Origin of the sequence: Rhodococcus tukisamuensis NBRC 100609, from assembly GCF_001894985.1 — a bacterium.
GTDB classification, from domain to species: domain Bacteria; phylum Actinomycetota; class Actinomycetes; order Mycobacteriales; family Mycobacteriaceae; genus Rhodococcus_G; species Rhodococcus_G tukisamuensis.
This window is the reverse complement of record NZ_BCXG01000006.1, coordinates 170,683-184,100: the sequence shown is the minus strand read 5'-3', so window position 1 is coordinate 184,100 and position 13,418 is coordinate 170,683. Positions and strand designations below refer to the sequence as shown.

The window sequence follows — 13,418 nt, the reverse complement described above, 5'->3', positions numbered from 1 at the left end:
AGTTTGCCCGGGAACCGAACACTGGAACACTGCCCGCTATGCGCGGAATCATTCTGGCCGGTGGAACCGGGTCCCGGCTGCATCCGATCACGCTCGGGGTCAGCAAGCAGTTGGTGCCGGTGTTCGACAAGCCGATGATCTACTACCCGCTGTCGACGCTGATGCTGGCCGGCATCCGGGACATCCTGGTGATCACCACCCCCGAGGACGCCGAGCAGTTCCAGCGGCTGCTCGGGGACGGGTCACGCTTCGGCGTCAGCCTCACCTACCAGGTGCAGGCCGAGCCCAACGGGCTCGCGCAGGCCTTCGTGCTGGGCGCCGAGCACATCGGTTCGGACTCCGCCGCGCTGGTGCTCGGCGACAACATCTTCTACGGCCCGGGTCTGGGTACCCGGTTGACCCGGTTCGAGGAGATCGAGGGCGGCGCGGTGTTCGCGTACTGGGTCGCCGACCCGACCGCGTACGGCGTGATCGAGTTCGACCGTGGGGGTCGCGCGATCTCGCTGGAGGAGAAGCCCCAGCAGCCGCGCTCCAACTACGCGGTTCCGGGGCTGTACTTCTACGACAACGACGTGGTGTCGATCGCTCGCGACCTGTCGCCCTCGGCGCGCGGCGAGTACGAGATCACCGACGTCAACCGCGCCTACCTCGAGGCCGGTCGGCTGCAGGTCGAGGTGCTGCCCCGCGGTACCGCCTGGCTCGACACCGGCACCTTCGACTCGTTGCTCGACGCCTCGAACTACGTCCGCACCATCGAGGAGCGGCAGGGGCTGAAGATCGGAGCGCCCGAGGAGGTGGCCTGGCGGCGGGGCTTCATCACCGACGACGAGCTGCGGGTGCGGGCCGAGGCGCTGGTCAAGTCCGGATACGGCAACTATCTGCTCGGTCTGCTCGACCGCGGCAAGGATTGGTGAGTAATGCAGTTTCGCGAACTGAAAGTGCCGGGCGCATGGGAGTTCACCCCGCAGCAGTTCGGTGACGACCGCGGCGTGTTCCTGGAGTGGTTCCGGGACCCGACGTTCACCGAGGCCACCGGCCGCACCCTCGACCTGCAGCAGGCCAACTGCTCCGTCTCCGCGGCCGGCGTGCTGCGCGGCGTCCACTTCGCGGACGTGCCGCCCGGCCAGGCCAAGTACGTGACCTGCGTGCGCGGCGCGGTCCTCGACGTCGCGGTGGACCTGCGGGCCGGGTCGCCGACGTTCGGCGTGTGGGACGCCGTCCTGCTCGACGACGTCGATCGCCGCGCGGTGTTCCTCAGCGAGGGGCTCGGACACGCCTTCCTCTCGCTCGAGGACGACTCGACCGTCGTCTACCTGTGCTCGACCGGGTACGCGCCGGGTCGCGAGCACGGCATCGACCCGCTCGATCCCGAGGTCGGCATCGACTGGCCCACCGTGGGCCGGGACGGGGCCGAGCTCGAGTTCCGGCTCTCCGACAAGGACGCGGCGGCACCCTCGCTCGCCGCCGCACTCGAGGCCGGGCTACTGCCACGGTTCGGAGCCGGTGCCCAACCCCTCGGGTAGGGTTCACCGGAGCAAACGGGCAGCACCACAGCGATGAAGGACCACCAGTTGACCGACCGCGGTCCCCACGACCCGAGTTCGGGCAACACCGAAGCGACCCCGCCCGCGGGCATGTCGGGCGGTGCGGGACCGCTGATGCGGCTGGTGAACAACCAGGGGCTGGCCTTCCTGCTGGTCGGCGGGTTCAACACGGCGCTCGGCACGGCCTGGTTCATCGTCTGGCAGCTCGCCCTCGGCGACCAGCTCGGCTACCACTTCGCAATCGTCGCGGGATACCTGTGCAACGTGCTGTGCGCGTTCGCGATGTACCGCTACCTGGTGTTCCGCGTCCGCGGGCACCTGCTGCGGGACCTGTGGCGGTTCGTCGTGGTCAACTTCGGCGCCTTCGCGATCAACATGGCCCTGATGACGCTGGCGGTGTCGGTGTTCGGATTCCCCCCGATCCCGGCGCAGATCGCGATCACCGCGGTGACCGCGACCGCGAGCTTCTTCGGGTATCGAGATTTCTCCTTCAGTAGAAAGAAAAGGTCAGGTTCCGCATGACGCCTCGGGTCTCCGTCGTTGTTCCGGCGTACAACAACGCCGAATACATCGCCGAAACCATCGACTCGATCCTCGGACAGACCTTCGAGGACTTCGAGCTGATCATCGCCGACCACGCGTCGAGCGACGGCACCCTCGCCGCCCTCGCCCCGTACGCCGACGACCCCCGCGTCACGATCCTGCACACCCCCGCGGGCGGCGGCGCCAAGGCCAACTGGGACCGCGTGAGCCAGGCCGCGAACGGCGACCTGCTCAAACTGGTGTGCGGCGACGACACAATCTTCCCGACCTGCCTGGCCGAGCAGGTGGCGGCGTTCGACGAGCATCCCGACGCGGTCCTGGTCGCCTCGCAGCGCACCCTGGTCGACGCGGCGGGCAAGACGGTGCTCGCCGCCCGCGGCCTGGCCGGTCTGTCCGGACCGGTGAGCGGACGGGTCGCCGCCCGGCGGGCCGTGACCGCCGGGGCGAACATCTTCGGCGAGCCGGGCTCGGTGCTGATGCGGCGCGCCGTGCTCGAGAAGATCGGCTGGTGGGACGACGCCAACCCGTACCTGATCGACGAGGCCACCTACATCGGCGTCGCACTGCACGGCGACGTCGTCGCGATACCCCGCCCGCTGGCATCGTTCCGCATCAACGCCGGCCAGTGGAGCGTGCGGCTCGCACGCCAGCAGGCGTCCCAGGCGGCGGCATTCCACGAGGCGCTGCGCGCGGCCGAACCGGGACTGCTGTCCGCGACGGATGTGCGGGTCGGCAACGCCAAGGCACTGGGCACCTCGTTCATGCGCCGCGCCGTGTACATGGTGCTGCGCCACCGCATGAGCTGAGCCCGTCAGCTCATCGTGCCGATACCGGTGGATCCGACGCCGACCGAGCCGATTCCGGTGGTCATCGAGCCGTCGGTGGCCGACCCGGTGTTCGCGAACCCGGTGTTCAGCGACCCCGTGTTGACCGAGCCCACGTTGCCGGAACCGGTGTTGGCCGACCCGACGTTGCCGGAACCGGTGTTCGCCGACCCGACGTTGCCGGAACCGGTGTTCGCCGAGCCGACGTTGGCCGAGCCGGTGTTCGCCCACCCGACGTTGTGCGAGCCGGTGTTGTTGGAGCCGGCGTTGTAGGAGCCGGTGTTGTCCGGGCCGACGTTGTTGGACCCGAAACTGCTACCGCCCCCGGAGGATCCGGCACTGCCCGAGCCCAGGCTGCCGGCCACGTCGCGACAGGGCAGCAAAACCTCGGCGACGTCCTGCGCCACGGACCGGACCAGCACCGCGACATCGGCCAGTCCGGCCTCCGCGCAGGAGGGTCCGGCCGCGACTGCGGCGGTGTGCGCGCTCACCAGGTCACTCACCGGGTCGGCATTCGCGAGTCCGGCGCCCGCGTAACCCGTCGACAGTGCGGCGAAGGTGGCGGCGCCTGCGAAAATCCTGACCGTCGCGGCCCGGCGAACAGCGTTCATGGAGTGCTCCTTCTCAACAAGTAAGGTGCGAGCGAACTCTCAGTGAATGGGTGTTGCGGACGTGACGGTACCGGTGTCCGGGCGAGGCCGCCCGCAATTCACCGATAGTCGGCGTGCCCGTTCCGCGTCCGCAATCGGACCCGAGGTGACGGAACCAAAGCCCGGTTCCCGCGACCCGGCGGTCCCCGGCCTGGCGTTGGCGGGCCCCGGCAATCACCCGACCCGCGGCCCCGAAACGTCGTAAATTCAGATTCACCACTGCGCGTGATCTATCGGGCGGCCCCGCCGCAGGATGCCGGGTGTGTATGGCGGATGTGGAGACGGACAGGACAGCGCGACGTCGGCCGCGACACCGACGTGGACTCCGACTGCTGCTGGCCGCCCTCGCCGCGGTCGCGCTCGCCCTCGTCGGCACCCGGCTGGACACCGAGCCCCCGCGCCCCACCGTGGTCGCGACCCCCGAGGTCTCGACGCCGGCGCCCGCCCCGCTGAGCCCGGAGGAACTCGCGGCCCGGGTGGTGCCGACCATCGTCACCGTCACCTCCAGCACCGGGCTGAAGAGCACCGCGGGCACCGGCATCGTGCTGTCCGAGGACGGCCTGGTGCTCACCAACCACCACGTCGTCGACGGCGCCGTCGACGTCAGCGCGACCGCGATGGCCACCGGGCGCAGCTACGACGCGGAGGTGCTCGGCTACGACACCTTCCGGGACGTCGCGGTGCTGCGGCTCGGGGCGGCGGAAGGGCTGCCCGTCGCGACCCTCGGCGACTCCACCGGGCTCCGACTGCACGACCCGGTGACCGCGATCGGCAACGCGGAAGGTGCCGGTCTCCCGGTCGCGTCGCCGGGTCGCGTCACCGGGCTGAACGAGTCGGTGACCGCCCGCAGCTCCGGCGACGGGTCCCGCAACCGACTGACCGGGATGATCGAGGTGGACGCCGACGTGCGTCCCGGCGACTCCGGCGGGCCGCTGGTCGACGCCGCCGGGCGGGTGGTCGGGGTCAGCACCGCGGGCAACCCGGACAACCGTCCCGACGCGCCCGCCGCCGACCACACGGGCATCACCTCGTACGCCATTCCCATCGACGACGCGATGGGCGTCGCCGGACAGGTCCGGGAGGGCCGGACCGGCGGGACCGTGCACGTCGGGCCGACCCCGTTCCTGGGCATCGCGGTGACCAACTCCCCCACCCTGCAGGACGGCGCGCGGGTGGTGGCCGTGGGGTTCGGCTCCCCCGCCGAGCAGGCCGGGATCAGGTCCGACGACCTGATCACCTCGTGGTCCGGCACCCCGATCCGGTCCGCGTCGGACCTCACCTACGAGATGACCGCCCGGCATCCCGGCGACCGCGTCGAGATCGGCTGGGTGGACGCCACCGGAGCGGCCCGGACCGCGTCGCTGGTGCTCGGGGCCGGTCCGCCCTGAGCGGGGTCAGTGGATCTTGAAGATGACCGCGCGCTGGACCACGAAGTTGATCACCGTCGCGGTGCCCTGGGCGATGACGAAGGCGAGGGCGTCGTAGAGCAGGGTGTCCGGCCAGATCTGTCCGAACACCGAGTACAGGCCGACCTGGACCGCGAACGTCACCGCGTACAACGCCACCACGGCCGCGAAGCGCGCGCGGCTCGGCGGGGCGTTGAACGTCCACCGGCGATTGATCAGGTAGGCCGTCGTCGTCCCGAGGACGAAGCCCACCGACTTCGCGGCCGCACGCGGCACCCCCAGGCCGTTCTGCAGCAGGATCGTGATCGTGAAGTCGAGGACCGCGGACAGCGCACCGGTGAGCACGAACCGGACGAGCTGCGTCTTGAGGTCGACGTCGGTGCCGCCGGGCTCGTCCACCAGCGGCAACTCGACGGGGAGCGGCAGGCGCGGCTCGGGGGCATGGGGGGTACCGGACACCGGTCGAGGGTAAGCGACCCGCGGACGCCGCCCCCGACGAGTGTGCAGGTTCCGGGACAGACGCCGGGTGGCGGCGGGCGGATCTGCACACTCGGCGCGGGACCCGGGGCGCAGTAGCGGTGGCCACATGTGCGCATCGACACGGGCTGCCGTCGCTACCGCCAGGTAGCCTCTACACCGATGTCCACGACAGCTGAAGAGACGCCGGCCGACGTAGTACAGCCGCAGCCTCTCCCCACCCAGACCCGCACCCTCACCGGATGGGGACGCACCGCGCCGACGACGGCCGAGGTGCTCTCCACCCCCGACGTCGAGGTGATCGCGTCCGCAGTCGCCCAGGTCGCCGAGCGCAACGACGGCAAGCCCAGCCACCTGCGCCGCGGCGTCATCGCCCGGGGCCTCGGCCGCTCCTACGGCGACCCGGCCCAGAACGCGGGCGGCCTGGTCATCGACATGAATGCCCTCAACCGCATTCACCGCATCGACCGCGACACCGCGCTGGTGGACGTCGACGCCGGTGTGAGCCTCGACCAGCTGATGCGGGCGGCCCTGCCGTTCGGCCTGTGGGTCCCGGTGCTGCCGGGCACCCGCCAGGTCACCATCGGCGGCGCCATCGGCTCCGACATCCACGGCAAGAACCACCACAGTGAGGGCAGCTTCGGCAACCACGTGGTGTCGCTGGACCTGCTGACCGCAGACGGGCAGGTGCGCAAGCTGACGCCGAAGGGCGGTCGCAACGACCCCAAGGGCGCGCTGTTCTGGGCGACGATCGGCGGCAACGGCCTGACCGGCATCATCCTGCGCGCGACCATCAGCATGACGCCCACCGAGACGGCGTACTTCATCAACGACGGCATCCGGACCGAGAGTCTCGAAGAGACGGTCGCCGCGCACCAGGACGGCACCGAGGACAACTACACGTACTCGAGCGCCTGGTTCGACGTGGTCAGTGCGCCGCCGAAGCTGGGTCGCGCAACGATCACCCGCGGCTCGCTCGCGAAGTTCGACGAGCTGCCGAAGAAGCTGCAGAAGGACCCGTTGAAGTTCGACGCCCCGCAGCTGATGACCGTCCCCGACGTGTTCCCGAACGGCCTGATGAACAAGCTGTCGGCCAGCGCCATCGGCGAGTTGTACTACCGGATGGGCGGGAACTACACCGGCAAGGTCCAGAACCTGACGCAGTTCTACCACCCGCTCGATCTCCTCGGTGAGTGGAACCGCGCGTACGGCTCGAAGGGCTTCCTCCAGTACCAGTTCCTGGTGCCCACCGAGGCCCTCGAAGAGTTCAAGAGCATCATTCGGCACATCCAGGCGTCGGGCCACCACTCGGCACTCAACGTGTTCAAGCTGTTCGGACCGGGCAACAATGCACCGCTCAGCTTCCCGATGGCGGGCTGGAATGTCGCCATGGACTTCCCGATCAAGGCAGGCCTGAACGAGCTGGTCACCGAACTCGACAAGCGCGTGCTCGAGTTCGGCGGCCGGCTGTACACGGCCAAGGACTCGCGCGCGACCGCCGAGACCTTCCACGCCATGTACCCGCGGATCGACGAGTGGATCGCGACCCGCCGGAAGTACGACCCCACAGGCGTTTTCGCCTCCGATATGTCCAGAAGGTTGGAACTGTGATCAACGCCGTGGGTAACCCCCAGACGCTCCTGCTCCTCGGCGGCACCTCCGAGATCGGCCTGGCCATCTGCGAGGAGTACCTGAAGAAGGCTCCGGTGCGGGTGATCCTGGCCGCGCTGCCCGGCGACCCGGGCCGTGACGGCGCGGTCGCGCAGCTGAAGGCCAAGGGCGCCACCGAGGTCGACGTGATCGACTTCGACGCCGTGGACACCGACAGCCACCCCAAGGTGATCGACGAGGCCTGGCAGAAGGGCGACGTCGACGTCGCGATCGTCGCCTTCGGCCTGGACGGCGACGCCGAGGAGCTGTGGCAGAACCAGCGCAAGGCAGTGCTGGTGGCCAACGTCAACTACACCGCCGCTGTATCGGTCGGCGTGCTGGTCGGCGAGAAGATGAAGGCGCAGGGCTTCGGGCGCATCATCGCGATGTCCTCGGTGGCCGGCGAGCGCGTCAAGCGTGCCAACTTCGTCTACGGCTCCACCAAGGCCGGCCTCGACGGCTTCTACCTCGGCCTGGGCGAGGCCCTGGCCAAGTTCGGCCCGCGGGTGACGGTGGTCCGTCCCGGCATGGTGCGCACCCAGTTCAGCGCCCACGTCAAGGAGGCCCCGCTGACGGTGAACAAGGACATCGTCGCCACGCTCGCCGTCGCCGCGTCCGACAAGGGCAAGGAGATCGTCTGGACCCCCGGTCCCTGGCGCTTCGTGATGATGGCGCTGCGCCACGTGCCGCGGGCGGTCTTCCGCAAGCTGCCGATCTAGGCGGCTCCGCCGCCTGTGCGCCTTTCTGGTTGCTCCAAGTACCAAAAAGCGCACAGCTGTGCAACGCCTAAACTCTCGAGTCGTGACGACCACCGCCGCCAGCCCCGTCTCCCCCAGCCACGTCCAGCCCGCTCGCCGGGCCGCGTCCGCCGCCGGGGAGATGGTGCTGGCGGCGCTCGTTGCGGTGGTCGTCGCCGCCGTCGGACTGGTCGCCTTCTCGGCGGTCCAGTGGCCGGCGTTCAACTCCTCCAACGTCACCCGCGCGCTGACCACGGTCGGCCAGGTCCTCACGCTGTCGGTGCTGGCGCTGTCGGTGTGGCTGCTGCGCCGACGCCGCGCGACCAGCGTGGCGAGGGTGCTGTCCTGGGCCGGGGTGTCCGGGTTCGTCACCGTCACCCTCGGCATGCCGCTGGCCGCCACCAAGCTGTACCTGCACGGCGTCTCGGTGGACCAGGAGTTCCGCACCGAGTTCCTCACCCGGATGACGGACACCGCGGCCCTGAAGGACATGACCTACGCGGACCTGCCGTCGTTCTACCCGGCCGGCTGGTTCTGGTTCGGCGGGCGGGTCGCGAACCTGCTCGGCATGGACGGCTGGGAGGCATTCAAGCCGTACGCGATCGCGTCGCTCGCGGTGGCGTCGGTGATCGCACTCGTGTTGTGGTCCAGGCTGATCCGCGCCGACCTCGCCGTGCTGGCCACGATCGCGACGACTGCGCTGACGGTCGGGTACGCCTCGCCCGAGGCCTACAGCGCGATCCTGGTGGTGCTGCTGCCGCCGGTGCTGCTGCTGGCGTGGGGCGGGCTCTACCGGCCCGGGGAGACCGGGTCCGGCGGGTGGGGCGCCGTCGTGGGCACCGGACTGTTCCTCGGCCTCGCCGCCACCTTCTACACGCTCTACCTGGGCTACGCGGCCTTCGCGGTGACGGTGATGGCCCTGGTCGCGGCGGGTCTCGCAGTCCGCGCGCAGGGATCGTGGCGGGCGGCCCTCGGCCCGCTGGTGCGCCTGGCCGCGGCCGGAGTGATCTCCGGCCTGATCGCGCTGATCGTGTGGCTGCCGTTCCTCAGCGCGCTGCGAACCGGCACGCTGTCGGGCACCGGCTCCGCCACCCACTACCTGCCCGAGGCCGGCGCGGACCTGCCGCTGCCGATGTTCGACGGCGACCTGACCGGGGCGCTGTGCCTGCTCGGCACGGTGTGGCTGGCCGGTCGCGCCGCCTCCTCGCGGCGCGCGCAGGCGCTGGGCCTCGGCGTGGTCGCGGCGTACCTGTGGGTCCTGATGTCGATGGCGGCGACGGCGGTCGGCACCACCCTGCTGTCCTTCCGGCTCGAGCCGGTGCTCATCGTGTTGCTCGGCGCCGCAGGTGTTTTCGGCTTCGTCGACTTCGCCCGCTGGCTGATCCTAGCGACCAGCGAGAACCCCCGGGTCAAGGCCGCGGTGGTGGCGGTGGGCGCGCTCGGCGCGGTCGCGTTCGCCCAGTCCATCCCGCACCTGCTGGCGCCGGAGATCACCATCGCCTACACCGACACGGACGGCGACGGGGTGCGCGCGGACCAGCGTCCGCCGGGCGCCGCCGCCTACTACGCGGCGGTGGACGAGGCGATCCAGGCGCAGCGCCCCGGCCCGCGGTCCGACACCGTGGTGCTCACCGCCGACACCAGCTTCCTGAGCTTCTACCCGTACTTCGGGTTCCAGGGGCTCACCTCGCACTACGCAAACCCGTTGGCGCAGTTCGACAAGCGGGCCGCCTACATCGAGTCCTGGACGGAACTGCAGACCCCGGACGAGCTGATCGAGGCGATGGACGCGACCGGCCTGCGCGGCCCCGACACGTTCGTCTTCCGGCAGTCCGACGACGGGTACACCCTGCGCCTCGCGGAGGACGTGTACCCGAACGACCCGAACGTGCGCCGCTACACCGTGACGTTCCCGGAGAAGCTGTTCGAGGACCCGCGGTTCTCGGTCACCGAGGTCGGGCCTTTCGTGGTGGTCACCCGCGTCGGTTAGGGTCCACTTGTCGTCACGGTGTTCGGGAAGTCCGGTGTGAAACCGGCGCGGTACTCGCCACTGTGAGCAGGTACGTCGACCGCTTGGGGCTCGAGCTCCGACCACTGGGTGCGCAGGCATCTGGGAAGGTGCGGTCGCCGGCTATCCCTGCGAAGCCAGGAGACCGGCCGTGACGCAGCCCTGATGTTTTCCACGAGTCATGGAAGGCGGGTCGCTTTGCGCACCCTCGTTTCGTCGCGAGCTCGCTCGCGTATGTCCCCCCGGGTCATCTCCTCCACGGCACTGTCGATCGCTGCCGCCCTCACCCTGTCCGCGTGTGGCGGGTCGTCGGACTCCGACGGCGACACCGCTGCGATCTCCCTGCAGAACTGCGGTCGCGCCGTCACCCTCGACGGACCCGCCGAGCGCGGCGTCACCCTCAACCAGGGCGCCACCGAGACGGCGCTGTCGATCGGCGCCCAGGACCGGATGGCCGGCACGGCCTACCTCGACGACACCATCGCACCGCAGTGGGCCTCCGCCTACGCACAGGTCCCGGCGCTCGACGAGAAGGACTACCCGAGCCGCGAGGCCCTGCTCGAGGTCAAGCCCGACCTGGTGCTCGCGTCGTACTCGAGCGCGTTCGACGACAAGGCCGTCGGCTCGCACGAGTCGTTCGACGCCCTCGGTGTCGCCACCTACGTCTCTCCGTTCGGCTGCAAGGACAAGTCGACCCGTCCCGCCGTGTCCTGGGATTCGATCGGCACCGAGATCACCGACCACGGGACCCTGTTCGGCCGCGAGTCCGAGGCCGACGCCGTCGTCGCGCAGATGCGCGAGACCCTCAGCGGCATCGAGGCCGCGGCGCCCGCGAAGGGCAAGAGCATCTTCTGGTACGACAGCAACACCGACACCCCGCACGTCGGCGGCAACGCCGGCGGACCGCAGCTGATCATCGATGCGGTCGGCGGCACCAACATCTTCGCGAATGCCAACGGCGCGTGGCTCGACGGCAGCTGGGAGACGGTGCTGGCCGCGAACCCCGACGTCATCGTCCTCGCTGACGCGTCGTGGGACACGGCCGAGGAGAAGAAGAACTACATGCGGAGCGACCCGGCCCTGAAGGATCTGAAGGCCGTGCGCGACGACGCGTTCGTCGTGGTCCCGTTCTCGGCGAGCACGCCGGGACCGCGCACCATCGAGGGCGCGAGCCTGGTCGCCAAGCAGCTGGGCGGCAACGGGGCATGAGTCCGACGACCCGGGTGCCGGCCCGGGTAGCCGCGGCGACCAGCACCGGCTGGTCGGTGATCCTGGTCGCGCTGCTCGTGGTGAGCTGCGCAGCCGGGGTCGCGATCGGCGCGGCCGACCTGTCGATCGGCACGGTCGTCGAGTCGATCGCCGGACGCCTCGGCATCGGCCCGGGCACTGATCTGCTCACCACCCACATCGTCGTGGACCTGCGGATGCCGCGGGTGCTGGCGGCCGCGGCGATCGGCGCGGGGCTCGCCCTGTGCGGCGCGGTGCTGCAGTCGCTGACCGGCAACCAGCTGGCCGACCCCTATCTGCTCGGCATGTCCGGGGGCGCGTCGTTGGGTGCGGTCCTGGCGCTGACGACCGGCGCGAGTGCGGTGGGCGCCTTGGGATTCGGCGCCGTCTCGTCCGCAGCATTCCTCGGTGCCCTCGGGAGCCTGCTGCTGGTGTTCGTCATCGCGACGTCCCGGTCCGGGGCGCTGCTGCCCGGTCGACTCGTCCTCGCCGGTATCGCGGTGGGGCAGTTGGCCGCGGCGCTGACGTCGGCGTTGGTGCTGTTCGGCGACCGCGACTCCGCCCACCGGGTGCTGAACTGGACCCTCGGCTCGGTGGCCGGCGTGCGCTGGTCGGGTCTGGTCGGCATCCTCGTCGTCGTCGCCGCGACGATGACGATCTTCCTGGCCTACGGCCGGGTACTGGACTCGTTCGCGTTCGGTGAGCGTGCCGCCGCGAGCCTCGGCACCAACGTCGAGCGGTCGCGCTGGGTGCTGTACGTGGTGGCGTCACTGTGCACGGCGGCGCTGGTGGCGCAGGCCGGCATCATCGGCTTCGTCGGACTCGTGGTGCCGCACGCGGCCCGGATGCTCGTCGGGCCGCTGCACGCGCGCCTGCTCCCGGTGGTCGCTCTGGTGGGCGCCCTGTTGCTGGTGTGGGCCGACATCGCCGCCCGCACGGTCATGCCCGGGCGGGAACTGCCGATCAGTATCGTCACCGCCGTCGTCGGGGTGCCGGCGTTCGTGTGGCTGCTCCGACGACGGGGAGCCACCTCATGACGCACCACTCTCCGGAGATCCGGGTCGAGGACATCACCTGGTCCGCCGGCGGCACGCGGATCCTCGACCGCGTGTCGTGCACGGCCCCGGCCAGGCGGGTCACCGGGCTGATCGGGCCGAACGGATCGGGCAAGACGTCGCTGCTGTCGACCATCGCCCGGCTCGAACGTCCCGACAGCGGACGGGTGCTGATCGGCGACGTCCCGGCGACCGCGATGCACCGGCGCGAGTTCGCCCGCACCGTCGCACTGGTGGAACAGCATTCGGCCACCGAACTGGACCTGACGGTGGAACAGATCGTCGAACTCGGTGCCATCCCGCACCGTGGCGGCTGGGCCCGCCCCGCCGCGCTCGGCACGGGTGAACTGGTCACCGACTGCCTCGCGACGGCCGGAATCACCGGCCTGCGACACCGGTTGTGGCAGAGCCTGTCCGGCGGCGAGAAGCAGAAGACCCAGCTGGCCCGCGCCTTCGCGCAGCGCCCCTGCGTGCTGCTGCTGGACGAGCCCACCAACCACCTCGACGTCTCGGCGTCGCTGGAACTGCTCGAACTGATCCGGGCCCGCGGGCTAACCACTGTCGCCGCGATGCACGACCTGAACCTGGCCGCCATGTACTGCGATCACCTCGTGGTGCTGCGCGACGGCCGGGTCGTCACCGAGGGTCCGACGGAGTCGGTACTCACCGCCGAACTGCTGGCGGACGTCTACGGCCTCGACGCCCTGGTGCAACCCCATCCACGAACGGGGCGTCCGATGGTGGTGCTGTGCGGGGCGGGCGAAGGCGCTGACGCGCTCGTGCGCGGTTGACGGGGCTCTGACCCGTCAACCGCGCACGAGCAGCGGAGCTGCCTGACTAGCCGCGCAGCAGCGGCATGACCGAGCGGACCCGGGCGTCGCGCAGGTACAGCCCGCCCCACACCAGGATCCCGGTGTAGATCGGGAACAGCGTGGTGCTCAGGATCGGCTGCTCGGTGAGCAGGTTGGTGGCGACAGCGCCGCCCAGGTACCCGGTCAGCAGGACCGCGCCGAGCATCGAGGTGACCGGCGCGAGGTAGAGCGCCAGGCAGGCCAGCAGCACGACGCCGAAGACCCGGTTGAGCCCGGGATCGAAGCCGAGGTCCGCCATCGCGGTGCGCACCTGCTCCACGTTCAGAACGTGCGTGACCGAGTCGAACAGCAGGAAGACCACGACCAGTCCGGTGGCGATCCGGCCGGCCAGGCGCTGCCGCGGCGTGACGGCGTCGGCTGTCGTGGCGGCGGGGGCGGACGTGGTGTGCGGGGTGATGGTCATGGCGGGCTCCGTCTCGTCCTCG

Annotated in this window: 14 protein-coding genes and 1 riboswitch; of the genes, 11 read left to right on the top strand and 3 right to left on the bottom strand. The window is 70.4% G+C overall.

Annotation, left to right across the window (positions count from 1 at the left end; translation table 11 throughout):
• The first annotated feature begins 38 nt into the window (after positions 1-38).
• The 4 genes from rfbA to RT2_RS09305 are packed head-to-tail and all read left to right on the top strand — an operon-like array spanning position 39 to position 2,893.
• The gene (gene rfbA, locus RT2_RS09320) at positions 39-914 is read left to right on the top strand and encodes a glucose-1-phosphate thymidylyltransferase RfbA (protein ID WP_072844506.1); all 876 of its coding nucleotides are present in this window, start codon (positions 39-41) and stop codon (positions 912-914) included.
• Between the two features lie 3 nt (positions 915-917).
• Positions 918-1,523, top strand: a complete 606-nt coding sequence (locus RT2_RS09315) for a dTDP-4-dehydrorhamnose 3,5-epimerase family protein (protein ID WP_072844505.1) — start codon at positions 918-920, stop codon at positions 1,521-1,523.
• Positions 1,524-1,556: 33 nt separating this feature from the next.
• Positions 1,557-2,066 (top strand): GtrA family protein, encoded by a 510-nt coding sequence (locus RT2_RS09310; RefSeq protein WP_092775757.1) that lies wholly within the window; start codon positions 1,557-1,559, stop codon positions 2,064-2,066.
• Positions 2,063-2,893, top strand: coding sequence for a glycosyltransferase family 2 protein (locus RT2_RS09305; RefSeq protein ID WP_072844504.1), 831 nt, complete (start codon positions 2,063-2,065; stop codon positions 2,891-2,893). Before RT2_RS09310 ends, RT2_RS09305 begins: the two co-directional genes overlap by 4 nt.
• A 5-nt stretch (positions 2,894-2,898) precedes the next feature.
• On the opposite strand, the gene RT2_RS09300 is transcribed toward RT2_RS09305, so the two are convergent.
• Positions 2,899-3,522 carry a pentapeptide repeat-containing protein gene (locus tag RT2_RS09300; protein ID WP_072844503.1) on the bottom strand — a complete coding sequence of 208 codons (624 nt, stop codon included), beginning with the start codon at positions 3,520-3,522 and terminating at the stop codon, positions 2,899-2,901.
• Positions 3,523-3,827: 305 nt separating this feature from the next.
• Between RT2_RS09300 and RT2_RS09295 the strand changes: the two genes are divergently transcribed.
• Positions 3,828-4,949, top strand: coding sequence for a S1C family serine protease (locus RT2_RS09295; RefSeq protein ID WP_072844502.1), 1,122 nt, complete (start codon positions 3,828-3,830; stop codon positions 4,947-4,949).
• A 6-nt stretch (positions 4,950-4,955) separates the two neighbouring features.
• On the opposite strand, the gene RT2_RS09290 is transcribed toward RT2_RS09295, so the two are convergent.
• Complete coding sequence (locus tag RT2_RS09290; RefSeq protein ID WP_072844501.1) at positions 4,956-5,426, bottom strand: GtrA family protein; 471 nt, start codon at positions 5,424-5,426, stop codon at positions 4,956-4,958.
• 180 nt (positions 5,427-5,606) lie between these two features.
• Here RT2_RS09290 and dprE1 point away from each other — a divergent pair, with 180 nt between their 5' ends.
• From dprE1 to RT2_RS09260, 6 genes are all read left to right on the top strand, one after another.
• On the top strand, positions 5,607-7,055 hold the full coding sequence (dprE1, locus tag RT2_RS09285) for a decaprenylphosphoryl-beta-D-ribose oxidase (protein ID WP_072844500.1): 1,449 nt from the start codon (positions 5,607-5,609) through the stop codon (positions 7,053-7,055).
• Complete coding sequence (dprE2, locus tag RT2_RS09280; protein ID WP_072844499.1) at positions 7,052-7,813, top strand: decaprenylphospho-beta-D-erythro-pentofuranosid-2-ulose 2-reductase; 762 nt, start codon at positions 7,052-7,054, stop codon at positions 7,811-7,813. The genes dprE1 and dprE2 overlap by 4 nt, the downstream gene beginning before the upstream one ends.
• Positions 7,814-7,973: 160 nt before the next feature.
• Positions 7,974-9,821, top strand: coding sequence for a galactan 5-O-arabinofuranosyltransferase (locus tag RT2_RS09275; protein ID WP_169888257.1), 1,848 nt, complete (start codon positions 7,974-7,976; stop codon positions 9,819-9,821).
• Positions 9,821-10,007, top strand: a riboswitch (cobalamin riboswitch). Its footprint overlaps the gene before it by 1 nt.
• Before the next feature lie 66 nt (positions 10,008-10,073).
• Entirely contained in the window at positions 10,074-11,048 is a 975-nt protein-coding gene (locus RT2_RS09270) for an ABC transporter substrate-binding protein (RefSeq protein WP_245709095.1), read from the top strand.
• A complete protein-coding gene (locus RT2_RS09265; protein ID WP_072844498.1) occupies positions 11,045-12,103 on the top strand; it encodes a FecCD family ABC transporter permease in 1,059 nt (352 codons plus the stop codon). Before RT2_RS09270 ends, RT2_RS09265 begins: the two co-directional genes overlap by 4 nt.
• A complete protein-coding gene (locus RT2_RS09260) occupies positions 12,100-12,912 on the top strand; it encodes an ABC transporter ATP-binding protein (RefSeq protein ID WP_072844497.1) in 813 nt (270 codons plus the stop codon). Before RT2_RS09265 ends, RT2_RS09260 begins: the two co-directional genes overlap by 4 nt.
• 46 nt (positions 12,913-12,958) lie before the next feature.
• Here the strand turns inward: RT2_RS09260 and RT2_RS09255 are convergent, their stop codons facing one another.
• Positions 12,959-13,396, bottom strand: coding sequence for a DoxX family protein (locus RT2_RS09255; RefSeq protein WP_072844616.1), 438 nt, complete (start codon positions 13,394-13,396; stop codon positions 12,959-12,961).
• Between the last annotated feature and the right edge of the window lie 22 nt (positions 13,397-13,418).